The 19,502-nt window shown below is 64.9% G+C and carries 22 protein-coding genes; 4 read left to right on the top strand and 18 right to left on the bottom strand.

The features are described 5' to 3' along the window. Positions 1-18: 18 nt before the first annotated feature. Complete coding sequence (locus RM2_RS17000; protein ID WP_072690722.1) at positions 19-279, bottom strand: glutaredoxin family protein; 261 nt, start codon at positions 277-279, stop codon at positions 19-21. A 181-nt stretch (positions 280-460) separates the two neighbouring features. Between RM2_RS17000 and RM2_RS16995 the strand changes: the two genes are divergently transcribed. Continuing rightward, positions 461-1,444, top strand: a complete 984-nt coding sequence (locus tag RM2_RS16995) for an HAD family hydrolase (protein ID WP_072690721.1) — start codon at positions 461-463, stop codon at positions 1,442-1,444. A gap of 15 nt (positions 1,445-1,459) precedes the next feature. Here RM2_RS16995 and RM2_RS16990 read toward each other — a convergent pair whose 3' ends face one another. The 7 genes from RM2_RS16990 to RM2_RS16960 form a co-directional block, all read right to left on the bottom strand. Then, positions 1,460-2,479 carry a lysophospholipid acyltransferase family protein gene (locus RM2_RS16990; protein WP_072690720.1) on the bottom strand — a complete coding sequence of 340 codons (1,020 nt, stop codon included), beginning with the start codon at positions 2,477-2,479 and terminating at the stop codon, positions 1,460-1,462. Continuing rightward, the gene (locus RM2_RS16985) at positions 2,476-3,519 is read right to left on the bottom strand and encodes an NAD-dependent epimerase/dehydratase family protein (protein ID WP_139277806.1); all 1,044 of its coding nucleotides are present in this window, start codon (positions 3,517-3,519) and stop codon (positions 2,476-2,478) included. Before RM2_RS16985 ends, RM2_RS16990 begins: the two co-directional genes overlap by 4 nt. A gap of 265 nt (positions 3,520-3,784) precedes the next feature. Continuing rightward, complete coding sequence (locus tag RM2_RS16980; protein WP_003402602.1) at positions 3,785-3,886, bottom strand: 30S ribosomal protein bS22; 102 nt, start codon at positions 3,884-3,886, stop codon at positions 3,785-3,787. A 195-nt stretch (positions 3,887-4,081) separates the two neighbouring features. Continuing rightward, on the bottom strand, positions 4,082-4,318 hold the full coding sequence (locus RM2_RS16975) for a helix-turn-helix domain-containing protein (RefSeq protein WP_072690719.1): 237 nt from the start codon (positions 4,316-4,318) through the stop codon (positions 4,082-4,084). A 125-nt stretch (positions 4,319-4,443) separates the two neighbouring features. Next, positions 4,444-5,259: a pyrroline-5-carboxylate reductase gene (proC, locus tag RM2_RS16970; protein ID WP_072690718.1), complete on the bottom strand. Its 816-nt coding sequence runs from the start codon at positions 5,257-5,259 to the stop codon at positions 4,444-4,446. A gap of 36 nt (positions 5,260-5,295) precedes the next feature. After that, positions 5,296-6,138: a thioesterase family protein gene (locus tag RM2_RS16965; RefSeq protein ID WP_072690717.1), complete on the bottom strand. Its 843-nt coding sequence runs from the start codon at positions 6,136-6,138 to the stop codon at positions 5,296-5,298. Then, positions 6,135-6,776 (bottom strand): MerR family transcriptional regulator, encoded by a 642-nt coding sequence (locus RM2_RS16960; RefSeq protein WP_072690744.1) that lies wholly within the window; start codon positions 6,774-6,776, stop codon positions 6,135-6,137. The genes RM2_RS16965 and RM2_RS16960 overlap by 4 nt, the downstream gene beginning before the upstream one ends. 119 nt (positions 6,777-6,895) lie before the next feature. On the opposite strand from RM2_RS16960, the gene RM2_RS16955 reads away from it, so the two are divergent. Continuing rightward, on the top strand, positions 6,896-7,312 hold the full coding sequence (locus tag RM2_RS16955; protein ID WP_072690716.1) for a hypothetical protein: 417 nt from the start codon (positions 6,896-6,898) through the stop codon (positions 7,310-7,312). Here the strand turns inward: RM2_RS16955 and RM2_RS16950 are convergent. Genes RM2_RS16950 through RM2_RS16940 form a run of 3 tightly spaced genes read right to left on the bottom strand, consistent with a single transcriptional unit; the run spans position 7,271 to position 10,291 of the window. Next, the gene (locus RM2_RS16950; protein ID WP_072690715.1) at positions 7,271-8,212 is read right to left on the bottom strand and encodes a sugar phosphate isomerase/epimerase family protein; all 942 of its coding nucleotides are present in this window, start codon (positions 8,210-8,212) and stop codon (positions 7,271-7,273) included. The genes RM2_RS16955 and RM2_RS16950 overlap by 42 nt on opposite strands. 7 nt (positions 8,213-8,219) lie before the next feature. Continuing rightward, a complete protein-coding gene (locus RM2_RS16945; RefSeq protein ID WP_072690714.1) occupies positions 8,220-9,341 on the bottom strand; it encodes an Rv0497 family membrane protein in 1,122 nt (373 codons plus the stop codon). Next, positions 9,338-10,291 carry a Ppx/GppA family phosphatase gene (locus RM2_RS16940; protein ID WP_072690713.1) on the bottom strand — a complete coding sequence of 318 codons (954 nt, stop codon included), beginning with the start codon at positions 10,289-10,291 and terminating at the stop codon, positions 9,338-9,340. Before RM2_RS16940 ends, RM2_RS16945 begins: the two co-directional genes overlap by 4 nt. Before the next feature lie 66 nt (positions 10,292-10,357). On the opposite strand from RM2_RS16940, the gene RM2_RS16935 reads away from it, so the two are divergent. After that, complete coding sequence (locus RM2_RS16935; protein WP_072690712.1) at positions 10,358-11,146, top strand: DUF3109 family protein; 789 nt, start codon at positions 10,358-10,360, stop codon at positions 11,144-11,146. A 52-nt stretch (positions 11,147-11,198) separates the two neighbouring features. Here the strand turns inward: RM2_RS16935 and RM2_RS16930 are convergent, their stop codons facing one another. The 7 genes from RM2_RS16930 to RM2_RS16900 form a co-directional block, all read right to left on the bottom strand. Next, positions 11,199-11,888, bottom strand: a complete 690-nt coding sequence (locus RM2_RS16930; protein WP_072690711.1) for a winged helix-turn-helix domain-containing protein — start codon at positions 11,886-11,888, stop codon at positions 11,199-11,201. Next, positions 11,885-13,093, bottom strand: a complete 1,209-nt coding sequence (locus tag RM2_RS16925) for a sensor histidine kinase (RefSeq protein WP_072690710.1) — start codon at positions 13,091-13,093, stop codon at positions 11,885-11,887. Before RM2_RS16925 ends, RM2_RS16930 begins: the two co-directional genes overlap by 4 nt. Before the next feature lie 117 nt (positions 13,094-13,210). Beyond that, entirely contained in the window at positions 13,211-13,966 is a 756-nt protein-coding gene (locus tag RM2_RS16920; RefSeq protein WP_174553871.1) for a phosphoglyceromutase, read from the bottom strand. Between the two features lie 112 nt (positions 13,967-14,078). Continuing rightward, entirely contained in the window at positions 14,079-15,671 is a 1,593-nt protein-coding gene (locus RM2_RS16915) for an AMP-binding protein (RefSeq protein ID WP_072690743.1), read from the bottom strand. A gap of 149 nt (positions 15,672-15,820) precedes the next feature. Further along, positions 15,821-16,312: a type III secretion system chaperone family protein gene (locus RM2_RS16910; protein WP_072690708.1), complete on the bottom strand. Its 492-nt coding sequence runs from the start codon at positions 16,310-16,312 to the stop codon at positions 15,821-15,823. Continuing rightward, the gene (gene mshA / locus RM2_RS16905; protein ID WP_072690707.1) at positions 16,309-17,649 is read right to left on the bottom strand and encodes a D-inositol-3-phosphate glycosyltransferase; all 1,341 of its coding nucleotides are present in this window, start codon (positions 17,647-17,649) and stop codon (positions 16,309-16,311) included. The genes RM2_RS16910 and mshA overlap by 4 nt, the downstream gene beginning before the upstream one ends. A 43-nt stretch (positions 17,650-17,692) precedes the next feature. Further along, positions 17,693-18,538, bottom strand: a complete 846-nt coding sequence (locus RM2_RS16900; RefSeq protein WP_072690742.1) for an alpha/beta fold hydrolase — start codon at positions 18,536-18,538, stop codon at positions 17,693-17,695. A 129-nt stretch (positions 18,539-18,667) separates the two neighbouring features. Between RM2_RS16900 and RM2_RS16895 the strand changes: the two genes are divergently transcribed. Continuing rightward, positions 18,668-19,441: a PIG-L family deacetylase gene (locus RM2_RS16895; protein ID WP_072690741.1), complete on the top strand. Its 774-nt coding sequence runs from the start codon at positions 18,668-18,670 to the stop codon at positions 19,439-19,441. The last annotated feature ends 61 nt before the right edge of the window (positions 19,442-19,502 follow it).

Genomic DNA, 19,502 nt, shown 5'->3' with positions numbered 1-19,502 from the left:
GCTTTCTTTAGGGTCGGCTTACTTGCGTAAGTCTGTCCTGAGGCGCTCTTCGTCGACTTCCCAGTAACTGTGCTCACGTCCGTCGAGTAGAACTACCGGCAATCGGTCGCCGAACTCGGCGCGCAATTCCGGATCCTCGGTCGCCGCTTCATCGACGTCTATGCACGTCAGTTCCAGCCCGAACTCCTCGCACAGAGCCACTAGCCGCTCTCGAGCCGGCGCGCACGCACCGCATCCCGCCCGCGTGAGTAGCGTCACTTCATGCCCGACATCGTTCATGCCCCGCCACTCCCTTTCGACGCCTCCGGTAGAGCCACTGTGCCGCTTCGGGGGCGCGCGACGCCAGTCGGACCGGAGATGAACGTCACAGACTTCTGCCCCGCGCCGCCATCCAACCGCCCAGTCTCCAATGCGCGGGATAGGCTGCTCCTCAGACGATGCTGCAATACGGGAGGTACGAGTGCCTGCGCGATCACTGCCGAACGGCACCGGATTCGGCTCAGGTCTGGCGGGGATCATCCTCCCGGGCCGACGTCAGTTCAGGAATCCGCTGGGACCCAGCGAGGCCGAGGTACGCGCAAATGTCGCAGGCGAGGCGAGCGCGAATGCCGCCCTCGCGCGCGTGGCGTCCGGTAGCCAAGTCGAGGTCGAGGAGCACGACATTCCGCTCGACCTGACCGCTGCGGCGTTCTTCGACGTCGACAACACGATGGTCCAGGGCGCGTCGATCATCCACTTCGCCCGCGGGCTGGCGGCCCGCAAATACCTCAAGTCGTCGGATCTCGTGGATTTCGCGTGGAAGCAGGTCAAGTTCCGAGTGACCGGCAAGGAGAGCAGCGAAGACGTTGCCTCCGGTCGTGAGAAGGCTCTCTCGTTCGTAGCCGGACGCTCGACCGCCGAACTCGCCCGTCTCGGCGAAGAGATTTACGACGAAGTAGTCGCCGACAAGATCTGGCCTGGCACCCGCGCGCTCGCCCAGATGCATCTCGACGCCGGGCAGCAAGTATGGCTCGTCACCGCGACCCCCGTGGAACTCGCTCAGGTCATCGCGCAGCGACTCGGTCTGACAGGCGCCCTCGGCACGGTGGCCGAGAGCATGGACGGACGATTCACCGGACGTCTGGTTGGCGACATCCTCCACGGACTCGGAAAGGCCCATGCCGTGCGCGCCCTGGCAGTCCGCGAGGGCCTCGATCTCAGACGTTGCACCGCGTATTCCGACAGTCACAACGACGTGCCGATGCTGTCGCTCGTCGGCACCGCCGTCGCGATCAATCCCGACACCGATCTCCGTGAACTTGCCAAGAATCGGGGCTGGGAGATCCGTGACTTCAGGACCGGACGCAAGGCGGCGAAGATCGGTGTACCGACGGCGTTGCTCCTCGGTGCCGTCGGCGGGGCGCTCGCGGCGGTCGTCGCGCGCCGCCGCGAGCACGCGGTCTGAGCCGCGGAAGTCGGTTCAGCCCAGGAATGCGTTCCGTCGTTTTGCGAGAAGCCGGTACAGAGTTTGCTGGATGGTCTCCCGGACGTGGTCGGTGACCTCGAACAGTTCCATCGGATCGTCTGCTGCCGACGCGTCGTAACCCTCGGTGACAATGGGCTTACCGAACTCGATATACCACTTCGACGGCAGCGGAACGAGGCCGAGCAGTCCGAAGTGCGGAAATAGCGGTGTCACCGGGAAGTACGGCAGGTTCAGGAGTCGGGCAAGCATCCCGAGTTCGCCGATCTTCGGATAGATCTCCTCGGAACCGACTATCGAGCACGGAATGATGGGTGCCCCCGTCCGCATGGCGGCCGACACGAAGCCACCACGGCCGAACCTCTGCAATTTGTAGCGCTCACTGAACGGTTTGCCGATGCCCTTGAACCCCTCCGGGAACACGGCCACAGCCTCGCCGTCGCCCAGAAGTCGCACGGCGTCCGGGTTGCAGGCGAGCGTGTGCCCCGCCTTGCGGACGATATCGCCAACCACCGGCATCTCGAACGCCATGTCGGCGGCCAGCATTCGCAGCGGCCGATGGGCGGGGTGATGATCATGGACTGCGACGGAGGTCATCAATCCGTCGATGGGAAAGACGCCGGCATGGTTCGCGACCACCAGCGCGCCACCGGTCGACGGAATGTTCTCGAGTCCGCTGACCTCGACACGGAACCACTTGTCGAACAACGGCCTGAGCGCGGGGAGCCACACATTCTCGGTGAAGTGCGGGTCGTACCCGAAGTCGTCGACGTGATAGTCGCCCGACAGACGGCGCCGAAGAAACTCTGCGGTATTGACGATCTGCTCGGCCAGAGCATTCCGGGCAGTCTCCACCGCCGAAGTCTCCGAGGCGAACTCAGGTGCGGTGATCACGGCGGAACGGGGTTTGCCGGACGGATGCCGACTCTCGCCCTGCTCACTCCTCGACCGTCTGGCTCCGGCCCCACGGGTGCCTGTCACTCCGTGTATCGGAATGACCTTCGCCACTTCGTTCACCTCTCCCCTTTCGCAGTACCGGTTAGAGCGAGTAGTGCGTTTTCAGCCGAGTCGACCCATTCCTTCTTGATGATCGGCTGGACTCCCGTTGCGCGAGCGAAGTCGTCGAGTGCCTGCATCGAGGTCCACCGTGGCTCGAAGGACAGTTCGGTTCGCATGCGAGTGGTGTCGAGTCCGCAACCAAAGTGGAAGTACTCGAGTTGTTCGGTGGTGTACGACCGAATCACCGGCCCCATGACTGCCCGTCCCACGCTGCGGAAAAGCGCGAACGGCATCGGGACCGGGACGCGTCCGGCCCGGCGGATGGCCTGCGACAGCATGACGACACCGTCTCCGGCGATATTGAACGTCCCCGGCGAACCCGCCACGGTCGCCCTTTCCAGCGAGGCGAGGGCGTCTTCTTCGTGCAGCACCTGCAGTCGCGCGTCACGACCGAGGATCGTCGGTACCACCGGTGCGGTGAGGTACTGCGCGACCGTCGCGTTGAGGCGAGGGCCGACCAACGGGGCGAGACGGAGAATCGAGACCGCAATGTCGGGTCGCCGACGCCCCATCCCGCGAAGGTAACCTTCGATCTCGATGCAGTCTCGGGCATAGGCGCCCGCGGGACGCCGCCGGGCGCTGATCTCCTCCGTGAATTTGGCTGGGTCCTTGGCGCTGCAACCGTAGACCGCGGAAGCCGAACGCAGAACGACCTTCCTGACGGTCGGAGCCTTCTGGCAGACGGCGAACAATTGCATGGCGCCGAGGACATTCACGTCTTTCATCGCCGCGCGACTGCCCGACTTCGGCGGTCGGGTCAGAGTCGCGGCATGCACGACGGTGTCGACCTCTGCGTTGCGAATAACCTTGCCAATCAAAGGGTTCCGAATATCGGCGCGCACAAACTCGGCGCGGCCCATCCGGCGCAGCATGTCCTTACTCGGCGACACCGCGTCAACCGCGATGACGCGCTCGATGTCCGGATTCTGGGCGAGCCTCGTCACCAGGTACCCACCCAGGAACCTGCTCGCCCCAGTGACAAGCACAACGCGAGGCACCGCCGCCGGCGCAGAGCCGTCTTCGCCACTCACAACCACTAGGACCCCCGATCACGTAGTGAGTGAGGTCAACCATACGGGCAGGCGGGAGATGACGCTCGTCTCGGCGACAAATGGTCACTCCGCGCCGCGACAAATGATCGCTCCGCGCCGTGGCAAATGATCGCTCCGCTCGGCGACAGTTGGTCACTCCGAGTAGCTGGAGTAACTATCCCAAACGACGGATGCCCGCCACCTGAGGTGACGGGCATCCAGACGCGACTCTTTACTTGCCGAGTTTCCTGCGCTGCACTCGAGTGCGGCGAAGCAGCTTGCGGTGCTTCTTCTTCGACATGCGCTTGCGTCGCTTCTTGATCACTGAACCCATGGCGGGTGTCCCTCACGTTCTTCTCTAGCGTTCCTGCGCACGCCGGTTACGTACGCCTGCGCCTCTCTGGCGCCTGGGCCTCGTTTTTAACTAGCTCAGCGCCTTACGACACCAGCTGACTGGTACGACAGTCGCTAATCGTACCGGTGTGGGTCGCCCGGGAGAAACCGAGGTCACCCTCTTCGTGCCGATCGGTCAACCGGCGTCGAAGTACGAGGTCTCGAGGTAGTCGTGCACTGCTTTCGCATGCACTCTGAACGAGCGGCCCACACGGACGGCGGGCAGTTCGCCGCTGTGCACCAACCGATACACAGTCATCTTGGACACTCTCATCAGCGCCGCTACCTCGGCAACGGTGAGAAATTGCGTTCCGGCCAGGGCCGGCTGTCCGTCAGGGGCCAAGCCCTTGGACGGTTTCTTTTCAGACATCATCAACCACTTACCTCCGGCACATGTCGCGCCGCCGGCTTCCCCCCGGCGGAACGGACACGCACGTGCTATATCCGAGCTTAGCGGGACGGATGGGGTTACTGCGACTGATGTGGAGATTCGAATGTCTATTCGGGGGTCGCGCCGAGTTCTGCAGAGCGGAGTTTCGCGGACTCGATGGCGTCGAAGAAGGCCGTTCGGAGCCCATTTCTCTCTAACTGGCGGACCGCAGCCGCAGTGGTTCCGCCGGGGGACGTCACAGCTGCCCGGAGTTCGGTGGCGCTCTCCCCCGACTGGTCGAGCATTGCCGCTGCACCGACCATGGTCTGAATTACCAGCTCGGACGCGGTCGCCCGGGTGAGGCCAAATCCGACGCCTGCATCGATCATCGCCTCGGCGACGAGGAAGAAGTAGGCCGGTCCCGAGCCTGAGACGGCGGTGACGGTATCAATCTGTGATTCGGGGACGACCACGACCTTGCCTACCGACGACAGCACGCCACGGACCAGTTCGAGGTGCCCCTTCTTCACATGTCGACCCGGGGCGAGCACACTGACCCCTTCACCGACCAGCATGGGGGTGTTGGGCATGACCCGCACCACTGGGAACCCCGCGGGCAGTCTCACCTCGTAGAAGGAAGTGGCGACACCGGTCACGAGCGATACGAGCAACTGCTCTCGCTCCCCGTCGAGATCCACGGTGGACACCTCGGTAAGGGCATCCTCGACGTCGTCCGGCTTGACGGCGATCACGATGACATCGGCACCCTCGGCGGCATCCGCGGTCGTGGTGACCCTCACCGAGTATGCGGCCGCCAGTTCCTCGGCTCGCGCCGAGTACGACTCGGCCACCACGAGATCCCTGACGGCGTGACCCGCCTGCAGAAGCCCCGAGATGAGAGCCTCGCCGATCCTGCCGCCTCCGATTACCGCAATTCTCGTCATGCCGGACAGCCTGCCACGACGCCCCACCGGGGCTTTCTAGCGGGGGATCATCGCCAACTGCCGACTCTGCACCACGATCGCCCCGGTCGAGTCGAGGACGGTGTGATCCTCCTCGAACCACGCGCCGCCGAGCACCGTGCTGCTGGCCATCACCCGCAGCCAACCTGGCGCCGGCTGCCTGCGCAGGTAGGTTGTCAGCTGCACCGTGGGCGCCCAGCCGAACATGCCGCGATTCATCGTCACGGGCGTGCTGATGTCGCCGGTCATGATCGCAAAGAGAGCAGCAGTGTCCGGATCGTTCTCGTCGCCGGTGCGGGGACGCACCCACATGCGGACCTCGGGTTCGCCCTTGTTGCCGGTCAGAAAGTGCGCCGAAGTGCCGTCTACGCGCATGTCACATCCTTGCGCCACGTGGATGACCTGCCCCATCGGATGGTCGGCGGTCACCGACACTGCGTCGGCGGGCGGTTCCACCGGAAGCTGGGCGAGAGGGTGGTCTCTGGTGTACAGCGGTTCCCCCACATCCGGGACACCGAGGGTGACCGAGGCACGCACCGCCACACGGTCGCCCTGCTTCAGTTCCACATCGACGAACGACACCTGTTTCCCCTGCTTGCGCACGGCCGTCGACAACGTGACCTCGCCGGGATCGGGGGCCGCCAGATAGTTGGCCCCGACCGCCAACGGCTGCACGCCGGAGAGGTCTGCGTGTTCGGTCTCGTCGAGAAGTCTCTTCCGTGCCGCCATCGCGCAAAGCGACGTCATCGAACCGCCGTGCACCTTGTTGCCTATCGTCCAAATCGGATCGATCGACGCAGTGTAAGACCCGTGCCCCATGTCGGTGAGGACGTTGAGGTCATGGAAAGGAGTTGAGGTCATGGCTGATCCTGTTCTTCGGAGTTCCGGAGACGCTTCTGTGCAATGTCCTGGTGTGCGAGCCTGCGCATCGCGGAGATCACCGGCTCGTAGATCACCGTGCCGAGCACGGCGTAGCGGATCGCGTCGGCGGTCGAGCCCGTCGGCATCTGGCCGATCTCGATCTCGGCGATCCCGCGCATGTGCTTCCCGTATGCCTCGAGGCGTACGTCCGACATGGGGACCCCTGCCTCCTCGAGCGCCTCGAGCGCCCGATCGAGCTGCCTGACCGCCGCATGTCGGGGGTCGTACACCTGCCCGAGCTTCTCGATCGCGGCCCGCGCCCGAGGGAACGACTCACCCGCTGCTGCCGATTCGACAGGGTCGAGGTACGGCGGTAGCTGGCCGATGGCCTGGCCGAGCGCCTCGAACAGCGAGTGGCCGGGGTGGTCGATCAGCCTCAGCACCTCGCGGATCCGAGGGAGAGGCAGACCTGCACTGGCGAGCGCCTTGACGAGACCGAGCCTGCGCACATGTTCCTCGCCGTACCTCGCCTGAGTAGCGCTGGTCGATTCGCCCGGCATGAGGAGCCCTTCCCGCAAGTAGTACTTCACGGTGGGCAGAGGGATGCCGGATCGCGCAACCAGCTCCGATACGCGCATCCATCCCTCCTCGAGGCCACTTGACATCAGGCCATTTGACATTGGATAGTGCCGCTATCCAATATTGGATACTATCACTATCTAACTACGCGGTGAGCATACCGCAGGAGGCTCTACACATGAATGCCGCACTCGTCGTCGTCACAGGCATGACGTTGCTCACAGTCATCGGAATCGCTTTCGGTGGCACCTTCATGCTCCGCGTCGTTTCGGGCGCCCAAGGCGCGAACGAACTGCAGAAAACGTACTTCCGCGCTGGCCATGCCCACGCCGGAGTGCTGGTCACCCTCGGGCTCGTCGTCGCGTTGCTCTCCGATGCTGCGGGCGCACACCCCGCGTGGTCTCTCGCAGGAGCGATCGGCGTCCTGTCTGCTGCGATCTTCATCCCAGCCGGGTTCTTCCTCTCCGTTCTGGGAAAGAACCCGAAACAGCCGAACCGCATGACCGTATCGCTGTGGATCGGCGCCGCCGTGCTGGTGATCGGACTGTTGATCTCAGGAGTCGCCGTGATCGCCGCCGGAGTGTCCGCGATCTGACCGGGAGGCGGCCCGCCCTGGTTCGAGGTGTTCGCGGGCGAAAGCCAACGACTGGGCCAGCATGGACGAGCGTTCCCCACGAGTTCGCGCATTCTGAGTGTTGATCTCGATCACGGCCTGCCCATCGAATCCGGTGTCGACGAGATGACGGCACACTTGCACACAGGGTTGGGCGCCGTGACCGGGAATGAGATGTTCGTCCATCGACGCGCCCCTGCCGTCGGCAAGATGCAGGTGCGCCAGTCCCGTGCCCATTCGCTGCGCCAGTTTCATTGCATCCGTTCCGGCGGTGGCGGTGTGCGACAGATCGAGGGTGTAGTGCGCGTGATCCGAATCGGTGGGATCATAGGACGGGCTGAACGCCGACACTGCAGCGCCGGGACCACCGCGTCGGCGGAGCCTCTCAGCCGAGCGCTCCTTGCCACCGAAGAAGCCGTCCGCGCGCATGGGGAACATGTTCTCCACCGCGATGATCACGCCGCCGCGCTGTTCCAGATCGGCAACCTGATCCGCGAATCCGTCCGCGTAGCGACGCTGCCAACGGAACGGCGGATGCACCACGACGCTCGACGCACCGAGAGCCTCTGCGGTGCGGACAGAGCGCTCCAGTTTCGCGACGGGATCGGCCCCCCAAACCCGCTGCGAAATCAACAGGCACGGCGCGTGTACCGCCTGAACCGGAATCGCGTACTTGCGCACGAGTGCGGTCACGGCGCCGATGTCCTGGCTGACCGATTCGGCCCACACCATCAGTTCGAGGCCGTCATATCCCAGATCGGCGGCGTACCGGAACGCTGCCTCAGTGTTCTCCGGATACACGGAGGCAGTCGACAACCCGATCAGAATCTTCGGCCCACGCGGTGGCCGTCGAGCCTGCCCGTACTCACTGTCATCGACCATGACCGACTCAGCCTGACGCAAGCATGAGGGCGAGTGGCCCGAGGGTGACGATCATCCCGACGACGACTGCGATCACGAAACTTGTGATGTCGTCGGTGCGACGCACGATCCGGACCATAGCGACGAGTCCTACGATGACGAGGAGCGCCAGAATCAACGCGACCCAGGGGAGCACGTCCCACAACTTCTCGAAACCCTTGAAAAGTAGGGCCCCGGCAATCACTGCCACGACACCTTGCCCGATCAGGACGAGCCACTCTCGGGTGGAGTCTTCGCCTGCACCGTCTGTCCGTCCGGCCTTCTTCGCCTCCGCCTTCTCGACCCTCGCCTCTCTGCGGGACCGACGAGACGCCTCGGACTTCCGGGTATCGCCGTCCAGAGTCTCGACCCGTGACCCGTCGGGGGCAGCCTCGATGAATTCCGTTTCTTCGCCGACGTTCGCCGCTGAGTCCTGGGACTGGCGCATAAGGTCGCCTGCCAGCGTCGATCCGGACAGCAGTTGGGGTTCCGGGCTCAATCTAGAGTGCGGCTCGGGCCTCGGTTTCGCGACGGCGGGCGGCTGCCTCGGCTTCGCGACGGCGGGCGGCTCGAGCCTCGGCTTCGCGAAGAAATCGGTACCGATCGGAGCGGGCTCAGGCTTCTTCACCACCGAAGAAGCCACCGCGGACTCCGTGGCGGGCACAACAATCCCGGTCTCCGGCCGTTCCTGCTGCAGGGATCGGCTGACCCACGATCCTTGGTGATCGCGCGACGTACCTGCGGGTGCCGCTCCGTCGAGGCGGATGGAGGGGCGGCTGGCAATGGGCTCATCGTCGTCATCGACATCACCGTCGAACCGCGCTGCAAAGGCAGTGGTGTGCTCGGGAACTGGTGCCGGTTCGGGAGCTGAGGCGGTGTTCCGCTCGGATGCCGACTCGGGAGCTGAGGCTGGGTTCCTCTCGAATGCCAGTTCGGAATCTAGCGCCCGTGACTCGGATCGACGCCGGACTGCTGGGATCTCACCGGTCAGTTCGGCGACCGAAATTCCACCCTTGGCTCCACGGCGACGGCGTCCGCCGCTGGACTCCACCTGTTGTCCGTTGCGTTTGAGCAGTTCTGAAACAGAAATCTGCTGACTGTCCTCGGTCATTGAGCACTCACCATCAATTCACCGCCCATTTCCGTGTCGAGCTTGCGGAGGATCAATCCCTCACGCAGAGCCCATGGGCAGATTTCCAGTTCCTCCACACCCAGCGCCCTCATACTGGCCTCCGCAACGAGGGCCCCCGCCACGATCTGCTGCGATCGGTCGGCGCTCACCCCTTCCAATTCTGCACGGTCAGAGGCCGTCATCCGCGAGATGAAAGCTATTAGTTGCCTGAGACCGCTGGAGGTGAGGGTCCGCCTGACGCGCGGGCCGGCACCGGAAGGCGCCGCACCCGTGAGCCTGGCCAGCGAGCGGAATGTCTTGGACGTACCGACGGCACGATCCCACTCCCCCGCCGTGCGCAGTTCCTTGGCAGGGGTCCCGAGTTCGGCGTCGAGCCAGTCCCGGAGTACCGCCACACGACGCTTGCCCGGCGGGTCGGCCTCGAGCCAGTCCCGGGTGAGGCGTCCAGCCCCTAGTTGCAACGACAACGCGACGTCCGGGTCCTCGTCCCCACCCGTTGTGAGTTCGAGCGACCCACCCCCGATGTCGAGGTTCAGGATGCGTCCGGCGCTCCACCCGAACCAGCGGCGCACAGCGAGGAACGTCAGCCTTGCCTCGTCGGTGCCCGACAGCACCTCGAGAGTCACCCCGGTCTCCGCATAGACCCTCGCCAGCACATCATCCGAGTTGTTCGCGTCACGCACAGCAGACGTGGCGAAGGCCATCAACTCACCGCACCCCGACGTCTTTGCGATGCCCGCGAAATCAGCCACCGTGGACACCAGGCGATCTGCACCCTGAGATGTGATGTGACCACGGCGATCGGTGTTCTCCGCTAACCGCAGAGCTGACTTGGTCGAACTCATGGGCGTCGGGTGGCCGCCCCTGTGGGCGTCCACTACGAGCAAATGGACGGTATTGCTTCCTACGTCGAGCACCCCTAGTCGCACAATGACACGGTACTGGGTCTACCGTCGGTGCCTGTGACAGCAGGTAACCTGGGGCGCTCGCACAAGATGAAACCCCACCCGGAAGCGCCCCTCGACTTCGCTCGCGAGTGGGTCGAGTTTCCCGATCCCGACAACGCCGAGCACATCATCGCCGCGGACATGACGTGGCTGCTCTCCCATTGGACCTGCGTGTATGGCACCCCCGCCTGTCAGGGGATCATCGGTGACCGACCGGACGACGGGTGCTGTTCGCACGGCGCGTTCCTCTCCGACGAGGAGGACCTCGCAAAGCTGAACGCATCAGTGAAACTTCTCACACCGGCCGACTGGCAGTTCATGGAGAAGGGCTTCGGTAAAAAGGGCTACATCGAAGAGGACGATCTCGAGGACGAGCCCACACTACGCACCCGCCGATACAAAGGTGCCTGCATCTTCCTCAACCGCCCGGATTTCGATGGCGGCGGCGGCTGTGCACTGCACTCGATGGCGCTGCGGCGCGGAATCGAACCGCTCGAGGTCAAGCCCGACGTGTGCTGGCAGCTTCCGATCCGTCGCACCCAGGAGTGGGTCGAGCGTCCTGACGGAGAGCAGATCCTGAAGACCACCATCAGCGAATACGACCGACGGGGGTGGGGTGAGGGCGGCCAAGACCTGGACTGGTACTGCTCCGGCTCCCCCGACGCCCACGTGGGCGCCGAGGCCGTCTGGCAGTCGTATGCCCCCGAACTGACCGAATTGCTCGGGAAATCCATCTACGGCGAGTTGGCGAGGCTATGCAAGCGTCGTGCCGGGCTCGGGTTGATCGCCGTCCATCCCGCCACCACCATCGCACAGCAGCACGCAGCAGCCAGATAGCGACGCCAGAGGGCGTCCGAATAACCCCGAGCCGCCGGAGATCGGGATCCGATCACGCTTCCAGTTTGTAGCCGAGCCCGCGGACCGTTATCAGGCGTTCCGGCTTGGCAGAGTCGGCCTCGATCTTCGAGCGCAGACGCTTGACGTGAACGTCGAGAGTCTTGGTGTCGCCGACATAGTCGGCGCCCCACACGCGGTCGATCAACTGCCCGCGCGTGAGGACCCGCCCGGAGTTGCGCAGCAGGTACTCGAGAAGTTCGAACTCCTTGAGGGGCATGGTGACGGTCTCGCCGTTCACCCGGACCACGTGTCGCTCGACATCCATCCGAACCGGTCCGGCCTCGAGGACTGCAGAGTCCTGCGCAACATCGAGTTCGCTGTCGACGCCGCGGCGCAGCACCGCGCGAATACGGGCGATCAGTTCCCGCGCCGAGTACGGCTTGGTCACGTAGTCGTCGGCACCGAGTTCGAGCCCGACGACCTTGTCGATCTCACTGTCGCGCGCCGTCACCATGATGACGGGAACACCCGACCTGCTGCGGAGTTGCCTGCACACATCCGTGCCGCTCATACCGGGCAGCATCAGATCGAGAAGGACGATGTCCGCGCCCGCGCGATCGAACTCGGCGAGGGCGGAGGGCCCATCGCCGACGATCGTCGTCTCGAACCCTTCCTTGCGTAACAGGAATGCCAACGGATCGGCCAGTGACTCCTCGTCTTCCACGATCAACACACTTGTCATCGCTGGGCCTCCAAATCGGTTTCTCTCATCCGGACGTCGCTGCCTTCGGCGTCCCCGCCATTCGCACTTGCTGTTTCGATGTGTGCAGGAATCTGCAGGGTGAACGTCGAACCTGTACCGGGCCTGCTCCACAGGTCGATCGAGCCGTTGTGGTTGGCTGCCACGTGCTTGACGATCGAGAGGCCGAGCCCTGTTCCGCCGGTCGCCCGCGCTCGTGCCTTGTCGACGCGGAAGAACCGCTCGAACACGCGCTCCTGGTCGGCCTTGGCGATCCCCTCGCCGCGGTCGGTGACCGAGATCGCCACATTATTCCCACGGATCGACCGGCTGACCGAGACCGGCGCGCCGTTCGTCGAATAGGCGATGGCGTTCTGAACCAGATTGGACAGCGCGGTGACCAGTAGGGCACGGTCACCGAGCACTTCCAAGCCGCCGTTGTGGTCGGTGGTGACGGCGATATTGGCCGCCTCCGCGGAGATCTTGCAGCGCGCCAGCGCCTCATCCACAACCTCGTCGACCGAAAGGACCTCGAGGTCGGGCAACTTCTCTGCGCCCTGCAACCGGGATAACGCGATCAGTTCGGTGACCATCTTTCCGAGGCGTACGGATTCGCCGAGCACGCGTTCGCCGAAGTGCCGCACCGATTCGGGGTCGTCCGCAGATTCGAGAAGTGCCTCGGCCAGCAGACCCATCGCACTCACCGGAGTCTTGAGTTCATGACTGACGTTGGCGACGAAGTCACGCCGCGTCGCTTCCATCCGAACCTGCTCGGAGTCGTCGTCGGCAAACAGCACGACGAAGTTGCGGTCTTGCTGACTCAGGAGTCGCGCGGTACTGCGTACCGCGATCCGATTGCGACCACGCTGCGGTTTCTTCGAACTCAAGTCCAACTCGACGGACTCGCCGGTCTCCTGGACCCTCTGCACGGCAACCCACGCACGGTCGTCGAGGAGCCGGTTGCGCACCAGACCCAATTCTTCGGCGCGGGGATTGAAGAGGACGACGTCGTGAAATTGATCGACAACCGCGATACCGCTCTCCGACGTCAGCACAATCAGGTCGAGCACCTGCGACATCGTGAGCCCGGAGCCGTGTTCGGCCCGCCGTGACCGTCTCGTGCCCAACATGGGTATCAGTACACCACCGACCAGGTATCCGACGAAGCCGCCCATGATGGCGAACAGAACGGCTTGCGTAACACTCACGTCTGAATCGTACGTTCGCGCGGCGGAACTACGACGCAGGGTCCTGGCTCTTCACCCGGCGTCGCCCCTGCTGCCAGGCCGGAAGGCTCCGGACAAACCTCCGGCCTGGCAGACGAGCTACCGGCCGCCCTGGTTGGCCACCGCGGCGGCACCGGCCGCCGCAGCCGCGGGGTCGAGGTAAGTCCCACCCGGGTTGAGTGGCTTCAGGTTCTCGTCCAGGTCGTACCGCAGCGGGATGCCCGTCGGAATGTTCAACCCCACGATGTCGTCGTCGGAAACTCCGTCGAGATGCTTCACCAGGGCGCGCAACGAATTGCCGTGCGCCGTGACGAGGACGCTCTTGCCGGCCAACAGGTCAGCCGAGATCGCCTCCTCCCAGTACGGGATCAGACGCTGCACGACGTCGAGGAGGCACTCCGTGAGCGGCACTTCGTCGAGGTGCGCGTAACGAGGGTCCACAGCCTGGCTGTATTCACTGCCGACCTCGATCGGAGGCGGCGGCGTGTCGTAACTGCGCCGCCACAGCATGAACTGCTCGTCACCGTACTTGTCCTTGACCTGCGCCTTGTTGCGTCCTTGCAGCGCGCCGTAGTGACGCTCGTTGAGACGCCAGTCGCGGACGACCGGAATCCAGTGGCGGTCCGCGACGTCGAGCGCGATGTTGGCGGTGCTGATGGCGCGGCGCAGCAGCGACGTGTAGAGCACGTCGGGAAGCACATCGTGCTCGACCAGCAATTCGCCGGCACGCTTGCCCTCTGCGATGCCCTTATCAGTCAGGTGAACGTCCACCCAGCCGGTGAACAAGTTGAGTGCATTCCATTCGCTCTCGCCGTGGCGGAGCAGCACAAGGGTTCCGGTACTCATGCCGTTCATCCTGGCACGAATCCCGGAACCCCTGCACTCTGAGCACCCGCGGCCTGAACCCCGCCGTCAACGCCCCGCTTCGCTCGACCGGCTCAACTGCCCCTCGCTTCGCTCGACCCGCTCAACTACCCCTCGCTTCGCTCGACCGGAGGTCCTTGCGGAGAATCTTGCCCGCAGCGGACTTCGGCACAACGTCGATGAACTCCACCTTCCGGACCTTCTTGTGCGGCGAAACCCGCTCTGCGACGAACTCGAGGATCGCGGCCTCATCGAGTTCGGCATCCTGCTGCCTGACGACGAACGCCTTCGGCACCTCCTCGCCCTCGTCGTCGAGAACTCCGATGACGGCCGCATCCGCGATCTGGGGGTGCGTCAGCAGTAGAGCCTCGAGTTCCGCCGGCGGGACTTGGTAGCCCTTGTACTTGATGAGCTCCTTCAGACGGTCCACGATCGTGACGATGCCTTCGGAATCGACTGTGGCAATGTCGCCGGTGTGCAGATAGCCGTCGGCGTCGAGCGTTTCTGCAGTGGCCTCGTCGTTGCCGAGATATCCCAGCATGATGTTGGGGCCCTTGCACCACAACTCACCGGACTCGCTGACCCCCTCGGTCGGGTACGCGATCTCGTTGCCGGTGGCGGGATCGACGAGCATGCACTCCATGTTCGCGATCGTAGGGCCGACCGAGTCGAGCGCGATGCCGTCGCGGTCGAACGGGATGGCATGGCTGACCGGGCTCATCTCGGACATCCCGTAGCCCTGCCGGACGCGGCAGCCGAGGCGGTTGGCGACAGCCTTGCCCAGTTCCTGATCGAGCGGGGCGGCACCGGAGAAAACCGAGTGCACCGACGACAGGTCATACTCGTCGACGAGCGGGTGCTTGGCCAACGCCACCGCGACCGGCGGGGCGATGAACACGTAGGTGCACTTCTGCTCGGAGACGGCCCGTAGGAACTCGACGAGATCGAACTTCGGCATCGTCACCAGGCACGCCCGGTTGAACAGTGCATCGTTGAGCAGCACCGTCATGCCGTAGATGTGGAAGAACGGCAGCACCGCGAGGACCTTGTCGTCAGCCTCGATGCCCATCCGCGGGTTGATCTGGCACACGTTCGCCACCAGGTTGCGGTGGGTGAGCATGACGCCCTTCGGGCGACCCGTGGTGCCGGACGAGTACGGCAGCACCGCGAGTTGGGTGGCGGGATCGAACGACACCGCCGGTGCGGGTGCCGCCTGGGCCAGCAGATCCTTCAGCGAAGGGTGCCCCTCGGCGCCGTCTAGGACGATCAGGTTTCCGTCCGGGATCCCGGCCTTCGCGGCCGCCTCCTTTGCCTGCGGCAACAGCGGGGAAACGGTGAATAGGAACTTGGCCTTCGAGTCGGTGAGTTGCTTGGCAATGTCTTCCGCCGTGTACAGCGCATTGATCGTGGTAGCGACGCCGCCGGCACGGAGTATGCCGTGGAACACCGAGGCGAATGCCGGGACGTTCGGCGAATGCAGGCCCACCACCTCACCCACTGCCAGACCACGGGCGGCGAGCGCGCCGGCCACACCGTTGATCTGGGCGACGAGGGACTGGTACGTGGTGACCGCGCCGGAGGCACCTTCGATCAGTGCGGGCCTCTCGAGATCGGTCTGGTCGATCTGGCCGAAGAGGAAGTCGTAGACACTGAGGTTCGGAATCTCGACATCCGGAAACGGGCTCTTGAAGCTCACTGGGGCCTCTCCCTCGAAGCGTTGAAGCAACATTTGGTCGGTGCAAGATTCAATGAGCGCCGATTCACTGCACCGGAACTGTGACTACAGTCACAAGCTCGGGGACACTCTACCCGCGCGGATTTGTCGACCCGGGAGCGGGGGAGCGGCTATTCTTTCGAATCTTCGATCAGGTGCTCGAACGGTTTCAGGTTCGCCAGCGACTCCCCGCGCGAGACTCTCCACTCCCACTCCCGCTTGATGGAGCCTGCGAATCCGAGTTCAAGGAGGGTGTTGAAATCGCCGTCCGCCGCCTCAAGCACCTGCCCGAGGACCCGGTCAAGTTCGTCGGCGGTCACCGCGTGCTCGGCAACCTGCCCGACGAGGTAGATGTCGCCGATCTTGTCGATCGTGTATGCCACCGAGTACAGCCGCCGATTGCGGCGCAACAGGTACTTGTAAACGCCCTCGAAGTTCTCGTCCGGCTTGCGGCAGACGAACGCCTCGACGCGCAGACCGTGCTTTCCGAGGGTCAGCAGTGTCGTTGTCGCGAGTTTGCGCTCACCCGGCAATTCGACGACGAAATGCGTCGAATCCTTCCTCGTGAAATCCAGTTCACGGTCGGCAAGTGCGGATTCGATGATTCCGGCGAGGTCGCTCATGCGCGCACTCCCCCAACCCTGCGCAACTTCCACAAGCCGCGTCCGCGGCGCGGCGAGAACTCGCTCGAACCGCTTCCGTAGTTGTAGTTGTAGTTGTAGTTGGCGGTCGCCTTCCGATAACTCGCAAGGAGTCCGTCGGCGGTGTGATCCCACGAGAAGTTCTCCGCGTGACGCGGGGCCTCGGCGGCCTGCGCGGCAAGGCGTCGGGGGTGGGAGATCAACGACTGCAACGCGGTCGCCCAGTCCTCGGTTCGATGTCCGTCCACCAGCAGTCCGGTTTCACTGTTGCGCACGGCGACGCCGAGCCCACCGACGTTCGCCGCGATCACCGGCGTCCCGCATGCCTGCGCTTCAATGGCGACCAGTCCGAATGACTCCGAATAGCTTGGTACGGCAACGAGATCCGACGCCCGGTACACATCGACGAGGCGGTCGGGCGCCTGCGGCGGGAGGAACGTCACGCGCGCGGCGATGCCCAGCGACGACGCGAGTTCGATCAAACCGTCTGGACGGGCGAGTCCCGAACCGGACAGCCCTCCCACGACGAGCACCCGCAGGGTCGATTCGGGGTCGCGGGCAATCAGTTCGGCGGCGGCGCGGAGCAGGACGTCGGGCGCTTTGAGCGGTTGGATACGCCCGACGAAGGTCACGATCGTTTCGCGAGGGTCGAGGCCGAGTTTCGCCCGGGCTGCGGCCCGGTCACCCGGCCGATACAGGGTGAGGTCGGCGCCGGGCGCCACCACGTCGACGCGGCTCGGGTCGGCGCCGTAGTGGCGGACCAGCTGATCGGATTCCTCCCTGGTATTGGCCACGAGTCGGTCGGACTCCGCCACTACCTGCTGCTCACCGATCTGACGTGCGGCGGGTTCGGGGGTGTCCCCCGCGGCGAGCGACGCGTTCTTGACCGCGGCAAGAGTGTGCGCGGTATGCACCAACGGGACACCCCAGCGGTCTCGGGCCAACCAACCCACCTGCCCCGACAACCAGTAGTGCGAATGCACCAGGTTGTAGTAGCCGGGTTCGTGCCGGGCCTCCTCGCGGAGCACCCCGGCCACGAATGCGCACAACTGCGTGGGCAGATCCCGTTTGTCCAACCCCTCGAACGGCCCCGCCACGACGTTGCGGACGAGCACCCCCGGCGCCGCTTCCTGGACCGGGGCATCGGCCGAGGACGTCGCCCGGGTGAAGATCTCCACCTCGAGACCTCGTCGCGCCATCTGTATCGCGGACTGCAGCACGTAGACGTTCATGCCGCCCGCGTCGCCGGTACCGGGTTGCGCCAGGGGTGAGGTGTGGACGGAGAGGACTGCCACCCTGCGGGTAGGCGCGTTGTGCATGGGTGTCACGGCTCCATACTGCCCTCTCTCGTGGCAGCGGCTCTCACCGAGGTTGTCGCTCCTCACCGAGGTTGTCGACGAAATGGCCGACTTCCTTGACGAACCGTTCGGGATCCTCCACGAACGGCCCGTGGGCGCACCCGTCCCAAAAAGACGCCTGCGCTTTCGGAATGAGGCCGGCCGCGTGCCTACCGGCCGCGACGTCGACAACAGAATCCGCGGTCCCGTGCACTACGAGTGCAGGAATGTCGAGCGACCGCAGCAGGTCGTCGTGACTTGCCGCACGGTCGAACAGCGCCGCCCGAACTCGCGGCGGGGTACTGAGGCTGGCACCGAAAAGCGCCTGCGACTGCGCGCCCTTCCCCTCTGGCGAACCCGTCAGGGCGGTTCCGAACGCGCCGAGGGCACGGATCGCGTCACGCGGTTCGTCGGACATCGCGCAGGGGATCGCGGCGCGCATCGCCGACCCGACCTTTCCGCCGAGCTCCCCTCGACCGATGCTGGTGATCGCTCCGACGAACACGACGGCGTCTACCGCGCCGGTTCCGTGCGCCTCCAGGAAGTCGCAGATCACGAGGCCGCCGTATGACCAGCCGAGCAGCACAGCGCCGGACGTGACGCTTTCTGCTGCCAGCACCGCGTCGACGTCCCCTGCCCAGATGGCTGAGTCGTCGTATCCCGTATCGGGGGCACCGGAGTATCCGTGCCCGCGCAGGTCCACGGCGATGACCCGGTAGCGGGCTGCAAAGTCGTCGAGCACGTCGGCACCCCAGCACTTGGAGGACTGCGCCCAACCATGCAGGAGAACCAGCGGCCGCGCTTCGGGGGCACCGGTCACGGAGTAGACGAGGGGCGTTCCGTCGATGCCGACAGTTTCACGAATGGCCATGCGGTCACGATAGAGGCCGCCGTCACAGCCGCCACCGCGACCACGTACCCCGCGGGCACGGGCGCCGGGCACGCGTCGAGAGTCGACAGATTGCCGTCGCGACTTCCGGCACGTGTAAGTATGGCTTCTATGAGTGTCCTGGTGTGTTTCCACGCCCATCCCGACGACGAAGTGTTCACCACCGGCGGCGTGATGCGGCAGGCCGCCGATGCCGGCCACCGTGTCGTCGTGGTCACTGCGACAGACGGGGCGCTCGGTGAGACCCCGGACGGCCTTCTGTCCGAGGGTGAGTCGCTGTCCGAGCGGCGACGCCGCGAACTCGAGAAGTCGACGGAACTCCTCGGCGCCGGGCGTGTGGTGCTGCTGCACTACGCGGACTCCGGGATGGAGGGAACGCCCGAGAACGACGACCCCGCGGCGTTCTGCAACGCCGATATCGAGGAGGCTGCTGCCCGACTCGCCGCGATTCTCGTCGAGGAAGCGGCCGACGTGGTCACGATCTACGACTCCAACGGTGGATACGGCCATCCCGACCACGTACAGGTCCATCATGTGGGCATCCGCGCGGCCGAGCTGGCCGGTGTGCCGCACGTGTACGAGGCTGCGGTGAGCCGCGACCACCTTCGGCGTCTGATGACCATGAATCCCGAGTGGTCCGACGAGGTCCAACCCCCGGACCTCGACACGTTCGGCCTGCCGGAATCCGAGATCACCACGGTCGTGGATGTCAGCGGCGTGATGGACGCCAAACGTGCCGCCATGCACGCGCATGCCACCCAGATCGGGGATTTCGGCCCGTTCCTGCACATGCCCGAGGACCAGTTGCGCGCAGCGTTCGGTCTGGAGTGGTTCCGCCGGCGCGGCGCACCCGCCGGACTCTCGGAGTCCTCCCTGCCCCTTTGATCGACCGGCTTCCAGCAGACGGGGCGGGACCGCCGGTCCAGCCCGGCGAACCGCCTGCGCA

The organism is Rhodococcus marinonascens NBRC 14363, from assembly GCF_001894885.1.
GTDB lineage: Bacteria > Actinomycetota > Actinomycetes > Mycobacteriales > Mycobacteriaceae > Rhodococcus_F > Rhodococcus_F marinonascens.
This window is presented reverse-complemented; position numbering and strand designations above follow the sequence as displayed.